20 protein-coding genes are annotated in these 20,050 nt (G+C 59.3%); 9 read left to right on the forward strand and 11 right to left on the reverse strand.

Going from position 1 to position 20,050, the window contains the following annotated elements; genetic code table 11:
• Positions 1-55: 55 nt before the first annotated feature.
• Entirely contained in the window at positions 56-1,702 is a 1,647-nt protein-coding gene (gene mqo, locus TU73_RS18055) for a malate dehydrogenase (quinone) (RefSeq protein ID WP_057013357.1), read from the forward strand.
• Positions 1,703-1,762: 60 nt separating this feature from the next.
• Here mqo and TU73_RS18060 read toward each other — a convergent pair whose 3' ends face one another.
• Complete coding sequence (locus TU73_RS18060) at positions 1,763-2,599, reverse strand: LysR family transcriptional regulator (RefSeq protein WP_057013358.1); 837 nt, start codon at positions 2,597-2,599, stop codon at positions 1,763-1,765.
• Between the two features lie 97 nt (positions 2,600-2,696).
• Here TU73_RS18060 and TU73_RS18065 point away from each other — a divergent pair, with 97 nt between their 5' ends.
• Positions 2,697-3,596, forward strand: a complete 900-nt coding sequence (locus tag TU73_RS18065) for a DMT family transporter (RefSeq protein ID WP_057013359.1) — start codon at positions 2,697-2,699, stop codon at positions 3,594-3,596.
• A gap of 130 nt (positions 3,597-3,726) precedes the next feature.
• Entirely contained in the window at positions 3,727-4,056 is a 330-nt protein-coding gene (locus TU73_RS18070) for a YXWGXW repeat-containing protein (RefSeq protein WP_057013360.1), read from the forward strand.
• A 29-nt stretch (positions 4,057-4,085) separates the two neighbouring features.
• Here TU73_RS18070 and TU73_RS18075 read toward each other — a convergent pair whose 3' ends face one another.
• From TU73_RS18075 to TU73_RS18095, 5 genes are all read right to left on the reverse strand, one after another.
• Positions 4,086-4,463 (reverse strand): hypothetical protein, encoded by a 378-nt coding sequence (locus TU73_RS18075; RefSeq protein ID WP_057013361.1) that lies wholly within the window; start codon positions 4,461-4,463, stop codon positions 4,086-4,088.
• Positions 4,464-4,572: 109 nt separating this feature from the next.
• A complete protein-coding gene (locus TU73_RS18080; protein WP_057013362.1) occupies positions 4,573-4,968 on the reverse strand; it encodes a type II toxin-antitoxin system VapC family toxin in 396 nt (131 codons plus the stop codon).
• Positions 4,965-5,222 (reverse strand): AbrB/MazE/SpoVT family DNA-binding domain-containing protein, encoded by a 258-nt coding sequence (locus TU73_RS18085; RefSeq protein ID WP_057013363.1) that lies wholly within the window; start codon positions 5,220-5,222, stop codon positions 4,965-4,967. Before TU73_RS18085 ends, TU73_RS18080 begins: the two co-directional genes overlap by 4 nt.
• A 178-nt stretch (positions 5,223-5,400) precedes the next feature.
• A complete protein-coding gene (gene ppnN / locus TU73_RS18090) occupies positions 5,401-6,774 on the reverse strand; it encodes a nucleotide 5'-monophosphate nucleosidase PpnN (protein ID WP_043047468.1) in 1,374 nt (457 codons plus the stop codon).
• A gap of 147 nt (positions 6,775-6,921) precedes the next feature.
• Entirely contained in the window at positions 6,922-7,746 is an 825-nt protein-coding gene (locus tag TU73_RS18095; RefSeq protein WP_057013364.1) for an aspartyl/asparaginyl beta-hydroxylase domain-containing protein, read from the reverse strand.
• Between the two features lie 276 nt (positions 7,747-8,022).
• Here TU73_RS18095 and fabV point away from each other — a divergent pair, with 276 nt between their 5' ends.
• Both fabV and TU73_RS18105 read left to right on the forward strand, forming a co-directional pair.
• Complete coding sequence (gene fabV, locus TU73_RS18100) at positions 8,023-9,216, forward strand: enoyl-ACP reductase FabV (protein WP_032881058.1); 1,194 nt, start codon at positions 8,023-8,025, stop codon at positions 9,214-9,216.
• 270 nt (positions 9,217-9,486) lie between these two features.
• Positions 9,487-10,110, forward strand: a complete 624-nt coding sequence (locus tag TU73_RS18105) for an HAD family hydrolase (RefSeq protein WP_057013365.1) — start codon at positions 9,487-9,489, stop codon at positions 10,108-10,110.
• Here TU73_RS18105 and TU73_RS18110 read toward each other — a convergent pair.
• The gene (locus TU73_RS18110; protein ID WP_057013366.1) at positions 10,107-11,012 is read right to left on the reverse strand and encodes a LysR family transcriptional regulator; all 906 of its coding nucleotides are present in this window, start codon (positions 11,010-11,012) and stop codon (positions 10,107-10,109) included. The genes TU73_RS18105 and TU73_RS18110 overlap by 4 nt on opposite strands.
• 102 nt (positions 11,013-11,114) lie before the next feature.
• Between TU73_RS18110 and TU73_RS18115 the strand changes: the two genes are divergently transcribed.
• Complete coding sequence (locus TU73_RS18115; RefSeq protein ID WP_057013367.1) at positions 11,115-12,284, forward strand: aspartate aminotransferase family protein; 1,170 nt, start codon at positions 11,115-11,117, stop codon at positions 12,282-12,284.
• Positions 12,285-12,308: 24 nt separating this feature from the next.
• On the opposite strand, the gene punR is transcribed toward TU73_RS18115, so the two are convergent.
• A complete protein-coding gene (punR, locus tag TU73_RS18120) occupies positions 12,309-13,223 on the reverse strand; it encodes a DNA-binding transcriptional activator PunR (RefSeq protein ID WP_057013368.1) in 915 nt (304 codons plus the stop codon).
• Between the two features lie 122 nt (positions 13,224-13,345).
• Between punR and punC the strand changes: the two genes are divergently transcribed.
• A complete protein-coding gene (punC, locus tag TU73_RS18125) occupies positions 13,346-14,530 on the forward strand; it encodes a purine nucleoside transporter PunC (protein WP_057013369.1) in 1,185 nt (394 codons plus the stop codon).
• A gap of 66 nt (positions 14,531-14,596) precedes the next feature.
• Here punC and TU73_RS18130 read toward each other — a convergent pair whose 3' ends face one another.
• The gene (locus TU73_RS18130) at positions 14,597-15,430 is read right to left on the reverse strand and encodes a nucleoside-binding protein (protein ID WP_057013370.1); all 834 of its coding nucleotides are present in this window, start codon (positions 15,428-15,430) and stop codon (positions 14,597-14,599) included.
• 158 nt (positions 15,431-15,588) lie between these two features.
• Here TU73_RS18130 and TU73_RS18135 point away from each other — a divergent pair, with 158 nt between their 5' ends.
• Positions 15,589-17,091, forward strand: coding sequence for a nucleobase:cation symporter-2 family protein (locus TU73_RS18135; RefSeq protein ID WP_057013371.1), 1,503 nt, complete (start codon positions 15,589-15,591; stop codon positions 17,089-17,091).
• A 96-nt stretch (positions 17,092-17,187) separates the two neighbouring features.
• Here the strand turns inward: TU73_RS18135 and TU73_RS18140 are convergent, their stop codons facing one another.
• A complete protein-coding gene (locus tag TU73_RS18140) occupies positions 17,188-18,120 on the reverse strand; it encodes a proline iminopeptidase-family hydrolase (RefSeq protein WP_057013372.1) in 933 nt (310 codons plus the stop codon).
• 92 nt (positions 18,121-18,212) lie between these two features.
• A complete protein-coding gene (locus TU73_RS18145; RefSeq protein WP_057013373.1) occupies positions 18,213-18,977 on the reverse strand; it encodes a LuxR family transcriptional regulator in 765 nt (254 codons plus the stop codon).
• 183 nt (positions 18,978-19,160) lie between these two features.
• Here TU73_RS18145 and TU73_RS18150 point away from each other — a divergent pair, with 183 nt between their 5' ends.
• On the forward strand, positions 19,161-20,048 hold the full coding sequence (locus TU73_RS18150; RefSeq protein ID WP_057013374.1) for a proline iminopeptidase-family hydrolase: 888 nt from the start codon (positions 19,161-19,163) through the stop codon (positions 20,046-20,048).
• The last annotated feature ends 2 nt before the right edge of the window (positions 20,049-20,050 follow it).

The following is a 20,050-nucleotide window of genomic DNA, read 5'->3' on the forward strand; positions in this document are numbered from 1 at the left end:
GTCGCCCATGACGGGGGGCGGTAGGGCGGATGGCGTTTTATCATAGGTGCTACTGATGTTTAAAAAAGTAAACACTGCCCTGCTGGGGCTGGCTTTGTCGATGGGGATCACGTCCGCGCAAGCGGAAGAGGCAAAGAAAGTCGATGTGCTGCTGATCGGCGGCGGCATCATGAGTGCAACCCTGGGTGTCTGGCTCAATGAGCTGGAACCAGACTGGTCGATGGAAATGGTCGAACGCCTCGATGGCGTGGCCGAAGAAAGCTCCAACGGCTGGAACAACGCCGGTACCGGTCACTCGGCCCTGGCTGAGCTGAACTACACCCCGGAAGACAAGAACGGCAACGTTGAGATCCCGAAAGCGGTCGAGATCAACGAAGCGTTCCAGATTTCCCGTCAGTTCTGGTCCTGGCAGGTCCAGCAGGGCGTGTTGAAGAACCCGCGTTCGTTCATCAACTCCACACCGCACATGAGCTTTGTGTGGGGCGATGACAACATCAAGTTCCTGAAGAAGCGCTACGAAGCCCTGCAAGCGAGCCCGCTGTTCGCCGGCATGCAGTACTCCGAAGACCCGGCGCAGATCGCCAAGTGGGTTCCGCTGATGATGGAAGGGCGTGATCCGAAGCAGAAGATCGCAGCCACCTGGAGCCCAATCGGCACCGACGTGAACTTCGGCGAGATCACCCGCCAGTTCGTCGCTCACCTGCAAACCACGCCGAAGTTCGATCTGAAACTGTCGAGCGAAGTGCAGGACATCACCCGCAACGACGACGGTTCGTGGCGTGTGAGCTACAAAAACCTCAAAGACGGCACCAAGACTGAAACCGACGCCAAGTTCGTGTTCATCGGCGCCGGCGGCGGTGCCCTGCACCTGCTGCAAAAGTCGGGCATTCCTGAAGCCAAGGAATATGCCGGTTTCCCGGTAGGCGGTTCGTTCCTGGTAACCGATAACCCAACTATCGCCGAGCAGCATCTGGCCAAGGCCTACGGTAAAGCTTCGGTAGGTTCGCCACCGATGTCGGTGCCGCACCTGGACACCCGCGTGCTGGATGGCAAGCGTGTGATTCTGTTTGGCCCATTCGCGACCTTCTCGACCAAGTTCCTCAAAGAAGGCTCGTACCTGGACCTGCTGACCAGCACCACCACCCACAACATCTGGCCCATGACCAAAGTCGGTATCCGTGAATACCCACTGGTCGAGTACCTTGCCGGCCAACTGATGCTGTCCGATGACGACCGCTTCAAGGCGCTGCAAGAGTACTTCCCGAACGCCAAGCAATCCGACTGGCGCCTGTGGCAAGCCGGCCAGCGCGTGCAGATCATCAAGCGTGACGAAGAGCAGGGCGGCGTGCTGAAACTCGGTACCGAAGTGGTCAGCTCTGCCGACAACTCCATTGCCGGCCTCTTGGGTGCATCGCCAGGCGCGTCCACCGCGGCTCCGATCATGCTGACCGTGCTGCAAAAAGTCTTCAAGGACAAGGTAGCAAGCCCGGCCTGGCAGGAAAAACTGCACCAGATCGTGCCAAGCTACGGCACCAAGCTGAACGACAGCCCTGAGGCTGTTGCCAAGGAATGGGCCTACACCGCCGGTGTGCTGCAACTGACGCCACCGCCAGCGATCCCGCAACTGGCTGCTCCACAGGCTACCGAGGCTGCCAAGCCTGCGGCTGAGCCGAGCAAGCCGGCGTCTGACCTGGCGCTGTAAGCAACTACGAAAAAGCCCGCTGAACCGGTGACGGTCAGCGGGCTTTTTTGTGGGCGCAGTTCAGACCTTGAACTGGCGGATTTGCTCATGCACATGCAGCGCCAGCGCATTGCTGGTATCGCACATCAGGTACAGATGCTGCGCAGGCAGGGGTGGCAGCGCTGTCACGTGAATCAGCCCTTCGCCCATGCGGCTTTGCTCCATCAAGCCAACCGCCACGCCACTGCGTACACAGGCTTCGACCGCCGATGAGTTGGGGCTTTCCAGCAGTAGCCGGTGGTAGATCCCATGATCCTTCAACGACTGCAGCGCTGCGGCGCGATAGGGGCAGCCAGTGATGGGCACAGTGATGGGTAATGGCACGTTTGGCGGCGAGTTGAAGCCTTTGGTCGCTACCCACAGCGGCTGCACGGCCCCCAGGCGTTCACCTTGTGCGAGTGGGTGCGCGCTGACGGTGATCGTCAGGTCCAATTGGTTGGCCGTGAATAAGTCCAGCAATTCACCGCTGGTGCGCGCTTCGATCTCCAGTTCCAGCAGGGGGTTGTCAGCGATCAGTCGCGGTAAAAATTCCTGGATGAAGGCGGGCGCATAGGTATCCGGCACCCCCAGGCGGATCTTGCCCTGCATGCGCTGGGGCATGAGCGAAATCAGCAGGCGGTCATGGCTCTTGAGGAACTCGGTGGTTTCGCCCAGCAGTTTCTGGCCGTACAGGGTCAATTCCACGCCCTGGTTACTGCGGCTGAACAGACGCTGCCCGACCTGATCCTCCAGCTTCTGGATCTGCGTGGTGACAGTGGATGCGCTGCGGTGCACATGCTCTGCCGCCTCGTTGAAGCGGCGAAAGCGCGCTACGGCGTGAAAGGTGCGCAACAGCTCGATATTCAGTTGTTTAGGCATGATTCTGATTTTTCGGATTTGTTGTTCGTGTAATTCAAATATACGCAAGCATGTGCAGCCATTAGCCTTTGAGTCAATCACATTGATCGGAGGCGATATGAAGCGATCTACCTTGGGGTTGTTGCTGTTGCAGGTGGTTTTCGTTTTGTCGTGGAGTTCAGGCTTTATCGGCGCCAAGCTCGGCACCCAGGGTGGTGGGGCGTTCAATCTGTTGTTCTGGCGTTTCCTGCTGGTCTCGCTGTGTCTGGCGCTGTTCCTGAACAGGCGGTTGCTGGCTGTGACCTGGCAGCAGATTCGTCATCACGCGGTTGTCGGTTTCCTGTCGCAATTCCTCTATTTGAGCTGCGTCTACGTGGCGATCCAGAACGGCCTGCCCCCCGGGATCGCGGCGATCATTGCGGCGTTGCAGCCATTGATGACGGCGGCGTTATCGACGGGCATGGCGTCCGAGCGCAGTGGCGGCTGGCAATGGGTGGGGTTGGTGATCGGCTTTGTCGGTGTGTCGATTGTGATTGGCGGGCAGTACGGTGGTGGCGGGCAGGATGTCGGGCTGGTCATGTACCTGTTGCCCCTGGTATCGGCACTGGGGCTGACGCTGGCGACTCTGTACGAACGTCGTTCGGTGCAGACCCGGGACAGCGGGTTGGTGTTGCCGTTGTTTATCCAGTCGCTGTTGACCCTGATAGGTTTTACCGCGGCCGTGATCTACACCGACACCTTGAGTATTCCCCATGACACCAACGTACTGATCTCGATTGCGTGGTTGACCCTTTTCTCCACCTTCATCGCCTATTTGAGCCTGTGGATGCTGCTGCGGGTGATGACTGCCACCCATGTGGCGATGCTGGTGTATCTGGAACCGCCGGTGACGTTGGTGTGGGCGGCGTTGATGTTTGGCGACGTGATCCATGCATCGACCTACGTGGGCATTGCCGTGGTCGTGGCCGGGTTGTTGCTGGTGCGCCTGAAGCGACCGACTGTCGCCTGTACTTCCTGAGGCTGGCAGGTTCAGCAAGCTGACAGACACCACCTGTTAAAAAGTACCCATGCCTAAGCAGGAGCGCGGCTGAAACAAGGGGGGACTATTAACAGTGCAGGTGTTGGGCGTTCGCGCCCGAGGGTTTTGTATGTTGCTACGTTATGCAGCATTGGCCGCCATGGTCGTCGCGGCATCCGGGTGTGTGCAGGAGCGTGTTGTGCATGAGCGCAGGCCGATGCAACGTGAGTATGTAGAGGTTGTCGCACCGCAACCGCCGCCCGTACAGGTAATCGAAGTCGAGCCGCCGGTACGTGAAGGTTATATCTGGTCTCGGGGTTACTGGCGCTGGCAAGGCGGGCGATACGTCGCGGTGCATGGTCACTGGGAGCCGGTGCGCGAGGGCTACCGCTATGTGCATCCGCATTGGGTGCAGCGTAACGACGGGTACCATTGGCAGATCGGGGGCTGGGTTCGCTGACCGGTCTGGGTGCGGGCATGTCTGATCAATCAGTGTCCCGCAAGGCCGATGGAGTGCCTGAGGCTTTTAGGTGATTTGGCGGCGGCAGCCTTGAGTTTTTCATTGGCAAACGAGCTGCGGCTTTTTCCGTTCAGCGGCATGCTATTCACCCGGCACCACTGCGCTAACTCCTCAGGCGTTGAGTAGACCCTATGCGTGATAAAACCTTGCTTTTCATACTGTTTCACCGCTCGCATGGCACTTTTGTGCCATAGCGCGTAGGTGTCGTGCATTGTGTCGCGATCTTCGTAGATCGAAAGGAAATGCTCATATTGTTCTGCGTCGCGGTACCAGAAAAAACCGATATGAGTTCCCTGGCGCTGGTGGAGTTCTTTGATCTGTTCAGTTACTGCCTTTTTGGGATACATGAGTTTCGTTGGCCTCATAACGTTATGAGCGCAGGGTTCTTATAGGTTTTGGCCCAAGCAATCAGTTCCGATTTTTATCAGAGCTTGCCATGAGTCGCAAGACTATGTCTCAACCAAGCCGCTTCATCCCTGCCGCCTTGGCCGCATTGAGATCAAACGTGGCGGTGTACTCGCAGCCGGCCGCATGGGCGCAGCGCTCTATCAGGCAGTCGGCGAAGTCAGCCTTGGTTGCTGCAAACCTGCGTAGCGCCTGCCAGATCACCTCGGCATGTTCTACGGTCAATTCGCGGGTGCGCAGCAGGGTTTCCAGTACCGTCACTACATCACTCTTGGCCGACTGGTAGCAGCTCTGTAGCACCCATACCAATTCGACGACTGACACCAGGCTGATAAAGCCCGGCGAAGCAGTGGTCAATGATTCGATCAGTTCGGATGCCTTGGCTGATTGAATCGGGTCATCCTGGGTGATATAGCGCACCAGCACATTGGTATCCAGGCCAATCATCGGGCTTTGGCCCCCTGCGCGGCGATGGCCTGGTTCATCTCGTCGATGGACACAGCCTTGACTGGCTTGCGGATCAAGCCCTTGAGGTCGTGCACCGTTTTGCTCGCGGCTATGATGGAAAACTTTCCATCTTCCGTTTCTACGAATTCAACCCGGTCGCCTGTTTCCAGGCCCAGGGCTGTCCTGACTTGGACAGGAATGGTGATTTGACCTTTCGAGGTCAGCGTGGCGGTCGCCATAGTAAAGATCTCCATCGTGAGATTCCTTACCATAGGGTAAGGAATGATGGAGGACAATATCCGTTGGTCCATAGGTCGCTCTCTGAGGTGTAGGGGGGCGTTGCGCTCATGAAAAACCCTAGTCCGAACGCTTGCTCTTCACACCCTCGATCACGCCCCAAACAGATACAAACTATGACCGACCGCCGCTACCTCACTGCACCACGCGATAGCACGGCACATACGCCGCGCCGCCCGGCAGTTTCATGCGGTGCTGGGCCACGAATGCCTTCAATAATTCATCCAGCGGTTTCATGATCGCCGGGTCGCCGTGGATCTCATACGGGCCGTTCTCCTCGATCAGGCGAATGCCCTTGTCTTTGACGTTACCTGCGACGATCCCCGAAAACGCCCGGCGCAGGTTGGCCGCCAGTTCGTGGGGGGGCAGGCTGTGGTTCAGTTGCAGGCTTGCCATGTTTTCGTGGGTGGGGTCGAACGGGCGCTGGAAGCCTTCGTCGATCTTCAGCAGCCAGTTGAAGTGAAACGCGTCGTTACGCTCGCGGCGGAATTGCTTCACGGCCTTGAGGCCGACGGTCATCTGGCGCGCCACTTCGGCCGGGTCGTCGATGATGATCTGGTAGTGCTGCTGCGCCGCTTCGCCCAGGGTGGCGCCGACGAACGCATGCAATTGTTCCAGGTAGGGGGCGGCGTGTTTCGGCCCGGTGAGAACCACCGGAAACGGCAGGTCGCGGTTGTCCGGGTGCATCAGGATGCCCAACAGGTACAGGAACTCTTCGGCGGTGCCGGCGCCGCCCGGGAAGATGATGATGCCGTGACCGACGCGTACGAAGGCTTCCAGGCGTTTCTCGATGTCCGGCAGGATCACCAGCTCATTGACTATGGGGTTCGGTGCTTCGGCGGCAATGATGCCCGGCTCGGTCAAGCCCAGGTAGCGGCCATTGGTGATGCGTTGTTTGGCGTGGGAAATGGTCGCGCCCTTCATCGGGCCTTTCATCACGCCGGGGCCGCAGCCGGTGCACACGTCAAGGCTGCGCAGGCCCAGTTCGTGCCCGACTTTCTTGGTGTATTTGTACTCTTCGGTGTTGATCGAGTGCCCGCCCCAGCACACCACGATCTTCGGCTCGACACCCGGGCGCAGCGTGCGGGCGTTGCGCAGCAGGTGGAACACGTAGTCGGTGATGCCTTGGGAATTGCTCAGGTCAATGCGCTGGCTGTCCAGCTCGTTCTCGGTGTAGACGATATCGCGCAGGGCGCTGAACAACATTTCGCGGGTGCTGGCGATCATTTCGCCATCGACGAAGGCATCGGCCGGGGCGTTGAGCAGCTCCAGGCGCACGCCGCGGTCCTGCTGGTGAATGCGCACTTCGAAGTCTTTGTAGGCGTCGAGGATGGTCTTGGCGTTGTCGATGTGGGCGCCGGTGTTGAGAATGGCCAGGGCGCACTGGCGGAACAGGGTGTAGATGCTGCCGCTGCCGGCTTCACTCAGTTGCTGGACTTCACGTTGTGACAGGGTTTCGAGGCTGCCCTTGGGGCTGACGGAGGCGTTGATGACTTGACGTTGGGGCATTCTGATTCCTTGAAAGCATAGCCATCGCACCCACTGAGTTGCGATGGCCTGAGAATGGTGGGCGCCGTTTACGGTCGCACGAGACGGTTATTACCTCAGGCCGGAGGCCAAGCGCAAACATCGTCCAGCACCATCATGCCGCAGAACTCACTCAATCAGCTTCCAGTTTTTGTAGAAAACCCGACGCAGGGTAAAGACCAGGCCGGCAAAGCCCGCGATCACGGCGTTGAGTACCGAGGGCAGCGGGGTCGGCCGCACAATGTCGATGAACAGACAGTAGCGTTTGGCGTCGTTCTTGTTGAAGGACGCGTGCATCAAGGTGTCGTCGAAGATAAACAACGGGTCGTCGTGCCAGTAGTGCTTGTGCTTGCCCACCTGGATATACACGCCCTCGTGATGCGGCGCCGGCGCCATGTTGTAGAGCACGCGGAACATCATGCGCAGGGGGCCGAAGTGGAAGGACGTGGACCGGTTCTCGTTGAACACCGAGACACCGATAGTCTTCACGAAGGGCAATTTCTTGCGCAGTTGCGGAATATTCAGGGTGGTTTCGATCGGGCGGCCGTACCACTGGAAAAACAACATACCGCGTTTCTTCTCAGCCATGCGCTCGTCCAGGTAGCCGATGATTTCATCCTTGCGAGCCATGGCGTCGTCGATCACGTGCTGCAGGTCTTCGCGCCAGGCGGGTGGCAGGTCATGCATCGTGTAGACATGGCGGTTGCGGCTGCTCAGCAGGTCGAGCAGGGTGTTGAAGGGGGCGAGCACCCAGGTATTGCGGCCGTTGCCGATGAAATATTTCTTGAGGGTGGCGCGGTCATAGAGGCCGTTGCGCAGGAAATCATAAATACCGCACAGCACCACCAGCAGCAGGAATACCAGGCAGGTACGCGGGAAACAGTCGATCAACAGCAGAACGCCGAGTACCCAGGCCAGGGACACCAGCTTTTTGCCGACAGCACTTTTGCTCATGGAACACGGCTCCAACTTTGAAACATAATGAAACAATATCGTCATCATAAGGGTTTATGGAGCTGCGAGGGGTTATTAAATAGGGCGAAATTGTGAAGCCCTTGCACAATTCGTAACCGTTACCGCGCACCCTCCGAGGGTTTGTGGATTGAATTTTGAGAACAGAAGATTTGCGACTATCGTGACGCTTCGGTTTTTTGGACGTCATAGACCGGTACGATTGAAGTTGAATGGCCACCATTGGCCTTCGGCACCTTGGAAGAGGCAGAAATTTTTATGATCATCAAACCGCGGGTTCGTGGCTTTATCTGTGTGACCGCCCACCCTGTTGGCTGTGAAGCGAACGTCAAAGAGCAGATCGACTACGTAACCAAGAATGGCGTAATCGAAGGCGGCCCCAAGAAGGTGTTGGTCCTCGGTGCCTCCACCGGTTACGGCCTGGCCGCGCGCATCAGTGCCGCGTTTGGCTGCGGCGCCGACACCCTGGGCGTGTTTTTTGAGAAAGAAGGCGAAGAAGGCAAGCTGAGCTCCGCCGGCTGGTACAACAGCGCGGCGTTCGAGAAATTTGCCGTGGAAAAAGGCCTGTACGCCAAGAGCATCAACGGCGACGCGTTCTCCGACGAGATCAAGCGCCTGACCATCGACACCATCAAGAAAGACCTGGGCAAGATCGACCTGGTAGTCTACAGCCTGGCCGCGCCACGCCGTACCGACCCGCAAGGCGTGGTGCACAACTCCACCCTCAAGCCAATCGGCAAGGCCGTGACCCTGCGCGGTATCAACACCGACAAGGGCGTAGTGGTAGACACCACTCTTGAGCCTGCAACCCAGGAAGAAATCGACGGCACCGTGAAGGTCATGGGCGGCGAAGACTGGCAGCTGTGGATCGACGCCCTGCGTGACGCCGATGTACTGGCCGAAGGCGCCAAGACCACTGCGTTCACCTACCTCGGCGAGAAGCTGACCCAGGACATCTACTGGAACGGCTCCATCGGGGAAGCCAAGAAAGACCTGGACAAGAAAGTCCTGACCCTGCGTGAAAACCTCGCTGCGCTCAAGGGCGATGCCCGCGTGTCGGTGCTCAAGGCCGTGGTCACCCAGGCCAGCTCGGCGATCCCGATCATGCCGCTGTACCTGTCGCTGCTGTTCAAGGTGATGAAAGAGCAGGGCACCCACGAAGGCTGCATCGAGCAGGTCTACGGCCTGTTCAAGGACAGCCTGTACGGTAAAGAACCTAAGCTCGACGCCGATGGCCGCCTGCGCGCCGACCTGGCTGAGCTGGAACCGAAGGTGCAGGACGCCGTCGCCGCACTGTGGAACCAGGTTACCGACGACAACGTCAACGAGATCAGCGATTTTGCCGGCTACAAGGCTGAGTTCCTGCGCTTGTTCGGCTTTGAAGTCGACGGCGTGGATTACGACGCGGACGTGAACCCGACCGTCAAGATCAACGGCCTGATCCAAGCTTAAAACCCGGTCAATAAGGTGGGAGCTGGCTTGCCCTGATGTCAGTCAGTTAACGCAAATCCCCTGTGGGAGCGGGCTTGCCCGCGAAGGCGGCGTGTCAGTCGCTGCATCTGTGACTGCACTACCGCTTTCGCAGGCAAGCCAGCTCCCACATTTGATCTTCATTGCTTTGAGCATTGAGTTCGCTTAATTGATCGGCATTATGGCGTGCCCCTCCCTCTTTTAGATCTGTCAGACTCCAGCAGCTATCAAGCCACGCTAACGGAGGATCTGATGACGATTCGTGCAGTAGTTTTTGATTTCGGCGGTGTCCTGTTCGATTGGAGCCCGCAGCACCTGTACCGCAAGCTGATTGCCGACGATGCAGAGCGACAGTGGTTTCTCGACAATATCTGCACCCAGGCCTGGAACACCGAGCAAGATGCCGGTCGTACCCTGGCTGAAGCCACCGATACCCTGATTGACCGACACCCAGAACACAAAACCTTGATCCAGGCTTACTACGAGCGCTGGCATGAGATGCTGCGTGGTGTGTTGCCTGAGGGTGTGGAAATTCTCAAGGCGTTGCACCGAGCCAACGTGCCGTTATTCGGGCTCACAAACTGGTCGGCAGAAACCTTTCCCTATGCCCGCGCCAACTATCCGTTCCTGGCGTGTTTTCGCAACATTGTCGTGTCTGGCGAATTGAAGTTGATCAAGCCTGACCCGGCGATCTACCACGCCAGTCTTGAGCAGGTTCGTGCCTATCTGCCGGATATCCAGCCGAGTGAAGTGGTGTTCATCGATGATGTCGAAGGCAATATCGACGCGGCTGTCGCCTTGGGCTGGCAGGGTATCCACCATGTGTCGGCTGATCGTACCGCTGCGCGTTTGCGCGAGTTGGGCGTGGCCTTCTAGCGCGCCCACTTCTCCATGGCGAAGTCGACGAACGCCCGCAGCTTGGGCAGGCGATAGCGGTCCTGGCGATACAGCAGGTGCATGGGACGGCTGGGTAGTTTATAGGTGGTCAGCAAGGCCACCAGCTTGCCGCTCTCCAAGTCCGGTTGCACCAGGGCATCGGCCAGCATGATGATGCCCATGCCGTTGATGGCCGCCTGGCGCAAGCCTTGCGAGCTGTTGATGGTCAATGAGCCGCCAACCGGGACTTCCACCTGGCCTTCATCCCCGGTCATGCGCCAGAGTTTATCGGTATCGCGCCAGTTGTCATTCGCGGGGTAGGCGAACGCGAGGCAATCGTGCTGCTGCAGGTCATCTGGCGTCTGCGGCGTACCCCGTCGCGCCAGGTACGCAGGTGATGCGCACAGGGTCAGGGTGTAGGGTTGCATGGGCCTGGCGATCACGCTGGATGTTGCCAGTTCACCCAGGCGGATCGCCACGTCGAAGCCGCTGTCTACGAGGTCCATCCGCTCATTGCTCAGTACCACGTACAGGTCGATAAGCGGGTAGCGCTGGGAAAACTCGCTCAAGGCCGGCACCAGGCGTTCGGTGCCGAACACGGGCGGCGCAGTGATACGCAGGCTGCCTTTGGGGGTGTCGCTGTGGATCTGTTCGGCCATTAGCTCGGAGTCGGCCACCAGCCCCAATACTTCCAGGCAGCGCTGATAATACTGCGCGCCAAATTCCGTAAGGTGCTGTTTACGCGTAGTGCGTTTGAGCAGGCTGACGCCCAGCCGTTGCTCCAGGGCACGCAAATGGTTGCCCACCATGGTGGTCGACATCCCGCATTCCTGCGCGGCGGCGGTCATGCTGCCGGTTTCGACCACTTTCACGTACACCGACATCGCCTGGAACAGATCCATTATCAAGTCCTGATTTAAAGTCATTGCAGATGTTCGCAGTTTATCCAGCGCAGGTGGTTAACGATACTTCCACCACCGCAACGATGCACTGGAGCCGCTACCATGACCGCCGCCTGCCTGATGAGCACCTACCAACCCTTGGCCCTGAGCTTCACCCGGGGCCTGGGCACGCGCCTATGGGACCAGCAGGGCCGCGAATACCTGGATGCGGTCGCCGGCGTAGCAGTGACCAATGTCGGCCATTCCCACCCCAGGCTGGTAGCGGCCATCAGTGAACAGGCCGGCCTGCTGCTGCACACGTCCAACCTCTACAGCATCGACTGGCAACAGCAGTTGGCCTTGCGCCTGGCCCAACTGTCCGGGCTGGACCGCGCGTTTTTCAACAACTCCGGCGCCGAGGCCAACGAGACGGCGCTGAAACTGGCGCGCTTGCATGGCTGGAAAAAAGGCATTGAACAGCCGTTGGTGGTGGTGATGGAGAACGCCTTTCACGGCCGGACGCTCGGCACCATGGCCGCCAGCGACGGGCCGTCGGTGCGCCTGGGATTCCAGCGCCTGCCCGGGGACTTCATTAAGGTTGGCTTTGGCGATATGGCCGCCTTGGAGGTGATCACCCGGCAATACGGCACACGCATCGCCGCGGTGCTGTTGGAACCGATCCAGGGCGAAAGTGGTGTGCTGGTGGCCCCACCCGGTTACCTCAAAGCCCTGCGCGACCACTGCACGCGCCACGGCTGGTTGATGATGCTCGACGAGATCCAGACCGGCATCGGGCGCACCGGCGCCTGGTTTGCCTTCCAGCACGAAGGCATCTTGCCGGATGTGATGACCCTGGCCAAAGGCCTCGGCAATGGCGTACCCATCGGCGCGTGCCTGGCCCGGGCTGCCGTGGCCGAGCTGTTCACCCCAGGCAGCCATGGCAGCACCTTTGGCGGCAACCCACTGGCCTGCCGCGTGGGCTGCACCGTGCTGGAGATTATTGAACAGCAAAGTTTGCTACAGAACGCTGCACACCAAGGTGAATACCTGCTGGCGCGGTTGCACATGGAATTGGACGAGCACCCCCAGGTACGGGCGATTCGCGGCAAGGGCTTGATGATCGGCATTGAACTGGCCAGCCCTTACCGCGACCTGGCCCAGCGCGCGGCCCAGGAGCATGGGCTGTTGATTAACGTTACGCGGGGCAAGATCATTCGCCTGTTGCCGCCGCTGACTTTGCAGCGCCAGGAAGTAGAAATGATTGTGCGTGCCATCACCCGCTTATTGGGTTGAAATATGATCAAAGTGTGGGAGGGGTCAGAGGGAAGGGCCATTCAACCACTCTTGGTTCATGGTCTGCGTATCTCCCAAATACTCCAGCAACCACGCCATGGCCGGCGACAGTTTGTTCTGCGCCCAGGCCACACACGACGGGCTGGCCGGGAACGGTCGGCTTAATTGCAGCGCCACCAGCTCGCCCTTTTCGATCCACGGCAACACCTGATGGGCCGGGGCCATGCCCACACACAGGCCATCGCGCAGGCAATCCAGCGCCGAAGCCCAATTGGGCACCACCAGGCGGCGCTGGTTATCCAGGGTCCAGGTGTCGCGCTTGGGCAGGTTGCGCGAGGTGTCGGTCATGCACAGTGAGGCGAAGGGGCGCAGTTGGTCATCACTGAGCAAACCTTCTACCGCCGCCAACGGGTGCCGCGCACTGACCACGCACAGCCAGTTCAACAGGCCCATGTCGCGGAAGCTAAAGTGGCTGGCCACCGGCACCGCGCTGGTGGCGCCGATCACGATGTCGGTGCGCTCATCGGCCAGTGCATCCCACACGCCGTTGTACACCTCGTATTCGAGCAGCAATTCCACTTCGGGAAACTGCCGATAGAAGTCCAGCACCAGTTGGCGGCAACGCTGGGGTTTGACGATGGAGTCCACGGCCACCTTCAACTGGCCACTCCAGCCATTGGCCACCTGTTGGCACAAGCGCCGGGTGCCAAGCATTTTTTTCATCACGCCGCGGGCCTCGTCAATAAACAGGCGGCCGGCGGGCGTCAGCTCTACGTCGCGATGCCTGCGCACAAACAAGGGCACGGCCAGCCATTCCTCGAGCTGACGTACCGTGTAGCTGATGGCCGACGGCACGCGGTGCAGTTCCTGGGCGGCGGCGCTGAAGCTGCCGTGACGGGCCACTGCATCGACCACATCCAGGGAATATTCAGACCACATGAAGGTTGCCTTCAAAATTATTGATAAGAGCGTCCAATTATTATCGCTTCACACACATATTGTCCGCTTCATAATGGGCGCTAGTCAGCAAATAGTTTGATGGCAGTATCTACAAGGCTTCGATGAAAAATTCTTTTGGTTTTACCTGGTACCTGGCGGGGCTGAGCATGCTCGGTTATCTCGCCATGGACATGTACTTGCCGGCGTTTGGCGCCATGGGCGAGCAGTTGCACATTGGCGCTGGCGCGGTGGGCGCCAGCTTGAGTATTTTCCTTGCCGGCTTTGCGGTGGGACAGTTGGTGTGGGGGCCGTTGTCGGACCGTCTTGGGCGCAAGCCGATCCTGCTCGCGGGCCTGAGTCTGTTTGTGCTCGGTTGCCTGGGCATGTTCTGGGTCGAGACCGCGCCGCAACTGCTGGCCCTGCGCTTTATCCAGGCGATTGGCGTATGTGCTGCCGCCGTAAGCTGGCAGGCATTGGTGATCGATCGCTACCCGGCCGCCAAGGCCCACCGCGTATTCGCCAGCATCATGCCGTTGATGTCGTTGTCACCGGCCCTCGCGCCCCTGTTAGGCGCCTTGGTGCTGAATCACTTTGGCTGGCAGGCGATCTTCGGCGTGTTGCTGGTGGTGTCGCTGTTGCTGCTGTTACCGACGCTGTTCCTGCGCAGCCTGCCCAAGCGTCTTGAACAGGAGGGTGCCCCCACGCGCCTCGGTTATGGGCAATTGCTCACCTCTAAAGTGTTTACCGGTAATGTGATGATCTTCGCTGCCTGCTCAGCCAGCTTCTTCGCCTGGCTTACGGCCTCGCCGTTCATTCTTGGCGGCATGGGCTACAGCCCGAATGACATCGGCCTCAGCTACGTGTTGCCGACCCTGGCGTTTCTTGTCGGTGGCTATAGTTGCCGCAGCGCCCTGCAACACCTGTCGGGCAAAGCCCTGTTGCCGTGGCTACTGGCTGCGTATTGCTTGAGCATGGTGGCGTTGTACCTGGTCGCCACCCTGAGCGTGCCGACCCTGACCACCTTGCTGATCCCGTTCTGCCTGATGGCGCTGTGCAACGGCGCCAGCTACCCGATTGTGGTGGCGAATGCGCTGATGCCGTTTGCAGAAAACTCCGGCAAGGCGGCGGCACTGCAAAACACCCTGCAGTTGGGACTGTGCTTCCTGGCCAGTTTGTTGGTGTCGTCGATGATCGAGCAACCGCTGATGATTACGGTGATTGTGATGTTGGCGACAGCACCGTTGGCTGTGTTGGGGTATTGGCTGGCGCGGCCGAAGGCCAGTCCTTCTGAGTTGGCAAGCGCCTGAGCTGAAAATACAGTCAAATGTGGGAGCTGGCTCCCACATTGGATGCGGTTTCTTCAGGCATTGACTCTAGAACGTGACTTCCATATTTAGCGTTGGGGTTGAAGTTCGGCTACCCCGGCCTCCGTCCACACCGAACTTGTTATGCCAGTACTCATAACCCACCCCCAGGTACACATTCGGCTTCACGCTTTTACCCGGCCGCACCGCCACCATCAGCGCGGTGCGCATCAGCGCTTCTGGCGCGGTATCGCGGCCATGGTAGTCCTCGCCTTTTTCCCCGACGTAATTGATAAACCCCTGGAATTTCGCCGCGTGGTTGCCGACCTCGAATGGGCGCATCCAGGTCAGGTTGAGCATGTAGGTGTCGTCGAACGTATGGTTTGACTCTTGCGCGCCGGGGATGCCGGTGTGGTTCCTTTCCTTGTAGTACATCAGGCTCAGGTCCAGTACGCCGACGGTGTTGAACTTCAAGGTCGGGCCGATCACCAGGGCGCGTTTTTTGGCTGACGCGAAGTTGTTGTTGCGGTTGGCGTCAAAACCCAGGGTCAGCGCGTAATCCTTGACCAGCCCAGTGCCCGGCGGCAGATCGAACACCCGCGAGGCATACAGCTGGTGCCGGTACACGGCGTACACCTCACTGCCGCCGTGGTCGGTGCCCTTGCGTGGGTCGCGGCTGTCGGACAGGAACACATCCAGATTGAGAAAGTTACTGCCATAACGGTAGCCGCTGGCGTGGGTAAAGCTGTAGATGCGCTTGCTGAAATCGTCGGGGTTGTTTGGGTTGGTGAAGTGCTGGCCGTAGCGAAATCCTACGCTGTTGTTCATCCATTCCACCGCAACAGCCTCCCCGCCGCCGAGGAGGGTCAATGCAACGGTGGCGCCCTGTAGTGCCTTTTTCATTATTTTTGATCCTTTGGCGTTCTGGCTCATGACGGCCGGATTATTTTTGTAACGCCGCGGGAGGGTATCTTGTTCGATTGATTGTATACAACTCTATGGACATACAGTCTTAACATTGCATACAGTGAGCGCACAACAAAAACAGAGAACCTCTCACCATGACTATCCCGAAGGCGTCACCGCAGCGGCCCGAAGACGAGAATCTGGGCGTCGCCGCCAATATGGCTTACGGCCTGCAGCATGTGCTCACCATGTACGGCGGCATCGTCGCCGTACCGTTGATCGTCGGCCAGGCAGCCGGGCTGTCGCCTGCGGATATCGGCCTGTTGATCGCGGCATCGCTGTTTGCCGGTGGCCTGGCCACCTTGTTGCAAACCCTTGGCCTGCCGTTCTTCGGCTGTCAGTTGCCGCTGGTGCAGGGCGTGTCGTTCGCGGGCGTGGCCACCATGGTGGCGATTGTCGGCAGTGACGGTGCGGGAGGGATCCCGGCGATTCTCGGCGCAGTCATGGCCGCTTCGTTGATCGGCCTGTTGATCACCCCGGTGTTCTCGCGAATTACCAAGTTTTTCCCGCCGCTGGTGACCGGCATTGTGATCACCACCATCGGCCTGACCCTGATGCCCGTGGCGGCGCGTTGGGCCATGGGCGGCAATAGCCGTGCGGCGGATTTCGGCAGCATGTCGAATGTTGGCCTGGCCGCGCTGACCCTGGTGTTGGTGCTGCTGTTGAGCAAAATCGGCAGCGCCACCATCTCGCGCTTGTCGATCCTGCTGGCGATGGTGATCGGCACGGTGATCGCGGTGCTGCTCGGCATGGCTGACTTCTCCGGGGTGACCCAGGGGCCGATGTTCGGCTTCCCCACACCTTTCCATTTCGGCATGCCGACCTTTCATGTGGCCGCGATCATTTCCATGTGCATCGTGGTGATGGTGACCCTGGTGGAAACCTCGGCGGATATCCTGGCGGTGGGCGAGATCATCGACACCAAGGTGGATTCCAAGCGCCTGGGCAATGGCCTGCGTGCGGATATGTTGTCGAGTATGTTTGCACCGATCTTCGGTTCCTTCACCCAAAGCGCGTTCGCCCAGAACGTTGGCCTGGTGGCGGTGACTGGAGTGAAGAGCCGATTTGTGGTGGCTACCGGCGGGGTATTTCTGGTGGTGCTTGGCCTGTTGCCGTTCATGGGCCGGGTGATCGCCGCAGTGCCAACCTCGGTGCTGGGCGGTGCAGGCATTGTGTTGTTTGGCACGGTGGCGGCCAGTGGTATTCGCACGCTGTCCAAGGTGGATTACCGCAATAACATGAACCTGATTATCGTGGCGACGAGTATCGGCTTTGGCATGATCCCCATCGCCGCGCCGAGCTTTTACGACCACTTTCCAAGCTGGTTCGCGACCATCTTCCACTCAGGCATCAGCTCGTCGGCGATCATGGCGATCCTGCTGAACCTGGCCTTCAACCACTTCACCGCCGGCAACTCGGACCAGCAGTCAGTGTTTGTGGCGGGGACTGAGCGTAGCTTGTGCTTCCAGGATGTGGCGGCCTTGCGTGATGGGGATTACTTCAGTGGCGGCAAGTTGTTTGATGCTGAAGGGAAGGAGATTCCACTGCTGGCGGAGGCGCCAAGGAAAGCGACCAAGCCTGAGACCAGCGAGGCTTAAAGAGCAAAGCTGCGCACCCTGTGGGAGCTGGCTTGCCTGCGATAGCGCCGGTGAATTCACCATCGCTATCGCAGGCAATCTAGCTCCCACAGGGATTCAACCGGCTTTGAGTTCTTTGCAGGGCAACGAACACACCTCATCCAAGAACTTCACCACCGTCCCCATGCACGCCTGGCGTTCTTCCACATGGGGCATATGGCTGGAGTCTTCAAACAATGCCCAGCGCACGTCTGCGATTTCATCCAGGAACGGCTTGACCACCAACGGCGTGGCCTCGTCATGCCTGCCGGAAATCACCAGGGTCGGTACCTTGATCGCCGCCAGGCGACCGTTCACGTTCCAGTCCTTCAAGCTACCGATCACGTGGAATTCAGTCGGGCCGCTCATGGCGTGGTACACCGTCGGGTCTGCATCGACCTGGGCGAAGGTGCGCGCCACTTCTTCCGGCCAGGGTTTGACGCGGCACACGTGCTGATCATAGAAAACCCGCGAGGCGGCCAGGTATTCAGGATCTTGATAGGTGCCGGCCTGCTCGTGCTTGAGCAGGGTTTCGTGCACGCCCTCAGGCAACAACTTGCGCAGGCGGTTGGCTTCGCTGACCCAGGTGCGCATGCAGGTGGGGGAGTTGGCAGGGATAAACGCGCGCAGGCCCTTGGGTTGCAAGATCGCGTGTTCGCTGCCGAGCATGCCGCCCCAGGATTGCCCGAGGATCGCGTAGTTCTCGCTGATTTGCAGGTGGTCCAGCAGGTTGTTCAACTCGTCGAGGAACAGGCCAATGGTCCAGAACGACGGGTCTTTTTCCGGCAAGTGCGTGGAGCGGCCGTTGCCCAACTGGTCGTAGTGAATCACCGCGTGGCCGCTGGCGGCGACGTCCTTGAAGGCGTCGACGTAATCGTGGGTGCAGCCCGGGCCGCCATGGATGATCACCAACGGCGTACGGCCTGTGGTCAGGTCGCCCGTGACGCGATACCAGGTCTGATAGGCGCCAAAGGGCGCATAGCCTTCGCGAACTTTTTCGATGAATTCCATTTCGTGCCCCGCTCTGAAAAAAGGATCAGGGCTACGATAGTCTGAACAAAAAGTTTAGGTAACTAGCAAAACAGCTAGGTTTTTCCGGTGGGTCAACCTTCCAGCAGGCGGTAATGGGTGGCCCGCACCACTGCCTGTACGCGGTTCTTAGCCCCCAGTTTGTGCATGGCCGAGGCCAGGTGCAGGGTGACCACCGCCAGCGAACGACTCAATTGCGTGGCGATTTCGGCAGCAGTCAGGCCGTCGGCGGCCCATTTCAGGCATTCGCGTTCGCGCTTGGTCAGGTGGATATGCGGGTAGGCCCTTAGCTCCTTGCTGAACAGCGGGTAGGCCGCTTCCTGCAAAGCATGGGTAATCAGGCTGAAATCGGCCAACGTATGCTGCGCGTCCTTCAATACCGTGCGCGCCTTGCCGGTGCGCAACCCGGTCAGCGACGCGAAGCCGCCCCGGGGCAGGTGAATAGGGACGCTGACGCCACAGGTCAACTCACGTTCGTGCAAGTAAGAGGATACGGGCGCGTGGCACGGGTCGATGATCTTCTGCAGCGCCGTCTCTGTCTTCTCCTCATAGGACCAGACAAACGGCGATACCGTGCTCAACGCCAGGTGCTGCACCGGGTCGATCTGGTAGAACCCTTCGCTGCACCACAAGGCATGCCAGTCCGGCGGTGTGTTACGCAGCTGCAACACCGAGGGCGTGATCAGCGTGCCATTGAGGTCGATGGGCACCGGCGTGTAGTCATACACCAATGCATCGAAGCCCAGTTGTTGGGCCAGGATAAACGTATTGTCCATCTGTTCATCCAGGTTCCTGCCTGGCATGAGGCGATTATTGAAGGCGGTCAGCTTGGCCAGCATCCGTTCTGCTCCCGAATTCATTTGAATCTCGACTTGCTGCAAGTAGAATGCCACGCCCCGGCGAAGGACTGCCAGGCCAAACCTATAAGAAATACTAGGTTATGGACGCACGGCATCCTCGGTAGTGTTTACCTGATAAACGGCCGCTACCCGCCAGGCCGATACAACACAAGGAATGTATGCATGTGGCGTGAAATTGCCCCCGACCAGCAGTACAACGTGCAAGTCGACGGCCACAACCTCGTGGTCTACAGCTTCGGCGAAGGCGATGAGGTGCTGCTGTGTCTCAACGGCGGGCCGGGCCTGCCGTGTGACTATCTGCGCGACGCCCATGGCTGGCTCAAAGCACATAACCTGCGAGTAGTTGCATTCGACCAGCTTGGCACGGGCGCATCAGCCAGACCGACCGATGCCGCCCTGTGGGAAATTCGCCGTTATGTCGAAGAAGTCGAGACCGTGCGCCAAGCCCTGGATCTGGGCCGCGTGCATTTGCTCGGGCACTCCTGGGGCGGTTGGCTGGGTATCGAATATGCCATCCATTACCCCGATGCCCTGAAAAGCCTGATCCTGGAAAACACCGTCGGCGACATTCCGCATTTGTCCCAGGAGCTCGAACGCCTGCGCGGCGCCCTGGGCAGCGAAACCGTGGCCATGATGCAACGCCACGAAGCCATGGGCACCCTCGACCACCCGCAATACCAGGCTGCCATCACCTTGCTCAACTATCGTCACGTGTGCCGCCTCGACCAATGGCCGGAGCCGCTCAAGCGCTCCCTGGACGACTGGAACATGGGCCCCTACGAAACCATGCAAGGCCCCAACGAGTTCCTTTATATCGGCAACCTCAAGGACTGGAACCGCCTCGAGGAAATGGCCGGGTTCAAGATGCCGATCCTGATCACCACCGGCCAGCACGACGAACTCACCCCCGCCTGTGCCATGCGCATGAAGCTGGCGGCCCGGCATGCCGAATTGCATGTATTCCCCAACAGCAGCCATATGCCATTTTACGAGGAGCCCCAGGCGTACTTTCCGGTGCTGCTGGACTTTCTCGCTCGCCACCGAGGCTGAAG

Source organism: Pseudomonas libanensis, from assembly GCF_001439685.1.
Classification (GTDB): Bacteria; Pseudomonadota; Gammaproteobacteria; order Pseudomonadales; family Pseudomonadaceae; genus Aquipseudomonas; species Aquipseudomonas libanensis.

Excerpts from the sequence above, each read along its gene's own strand:
- TU73_RS18095 (WP_057013364.1), bottom strand. The coding sequence starts at position 7,746 with ATGAGCAAAAGTGCTGTCGGCAAAAAGCTGGTGTCCCTGGCCTGGGTA.
- TU73_RS18150 (WP_057013374.1), top strand. The coding sequence starts at position 19,161 with ATGTGGCGTGAAATTGCCCCCGACCAGCAGTACAACGTGCAAGTCGAC.
- mqo (WP_057013357.1), top strand. The coding sequence starts at position 56 with ATGTTTAAAAAAGTAAACACTGCCCTGCTGGGGCTGGCTTTGTCGATG.
- TU73_RS18060 (WP_057013358.1), bottom strand. The coding sequence starts at position 2,599 with ATGCCTAAACAACTGAATATCGAGCTGTTGCGCACCTTTCACGCCGTA.
- TU73_RS18115 (WP_057013367.1), top strand. The coding sequence starts at position 11,115 with ATGACCGCCGCCTGCCTGATGAGCACCTACCAACCCTTGGCCCTGAGC.
- TU73_RS18070 (WP_057013360.1), top strand. The coding sequence starts at position 3,727 with ATGTTGCTACGTTATGCAGCATTGGCCGCCATGGTCGTCGCGGCATCC.
- TU73_RS18080 (WP_057013362.1), bottom strand. The coding sequence starts at position 4,968 with ATGATTGGCCTGGATACCAATGTGCTGGTGCGCTATATCACCCAGGAT.
- TU73_RS18145 (WP_057013373.1), bottom strand. The coding sequence starts at position 18,977 with ATGCTGGCCAAGCTGACCGCCTTCAATAATCGCCTCATGCCAGGCAGG.
- TU73_RS18085 (WP_057013363.1), bottom strand. The coding sequence starts at position 5,222 with ATGGAGATCTTTACTATGGCGACCGCCACGCTGACCTCGAAAGGTCAA.
- punR (WP_057013368.1), bottom strand. The coding sequence starts at position 13,223 with ATGTGGTCTGAATATTCCCTGGATGTGGTCGATGCAGTGGCCCGTCAC.
- fabV (WP_032881058.1), top strand. The coding sequence starts at position 8,023 with ATGATCATCAAACCGCGGGTTCGTGGCTTTATCTGTGTGACCGCCCAC.
- TU73_RS18065 (WP_057013359.1), top strand. The coding sequence starts at position 2,697 with ATGAAGCGATCTACCTTGGGGTTGTTGCTGTTGCAGGTGGTTTTCGTT.
- punC (WP_057013369.1), top strand. The coding sequence starts at position 13,346 with ATGAAAAATTCTTTTGGTTTTACCTGGTACCTGGCGGGGCTGAGCATG.
- TU73_RS18135 (WP_057013371.1), top strand. The coding sequence starts at position 15,589 with ATGACTATCCCGAAGGCGTCACCGCAGCGGCCCGAAGACGAGAATCTG.
- TU73_RS18110 (WP_057013366.1), bottom strand. The coding sequence starts at position 11,012 with ATGGATCTGTTCCAGGCGATGTCGGTGTACGTGAAAGTGGTCGAAACC.
- TU73_RS18140 (WP_057013372.1), bottom strand. The coding sequence starts at position 18,120 with ATGGAATTCATCGAAAAAGTTCGCGAAGGCTATGCGCCCTTTGGCGCC.
- TU73_RS18075 (WP_057013361.1), bottom strand. The coding sequence starts at position 4,463 with ATGTATCCCAAAAAGGCAGTAACTGAACAGATCAAAGAACTCCACCAG.
- ppnN (WP_043047468.1), bottom strand. The coding sequence starts at position 6,774 with ATGCCCCAACGTCAAGTCATCAACGCCTCCGTCAGCCCCAAGGGCAGC.
- TU73_RS18105 (WP_057013365.1), top strand. The coding sequence starts at position 9,487 with ATGACGATTCGTGCAGTAGTTTTTGATTTCGGCGGTGTCCTGTTCGAT.
- TU73_RS18130 (WP_057013370.1), bottom strand. The coding sequence starts at position 15,430 with ATGAAAAAGGCACTACAGGGCGCCACCGTTGCATTGACCCTCCTCGGC.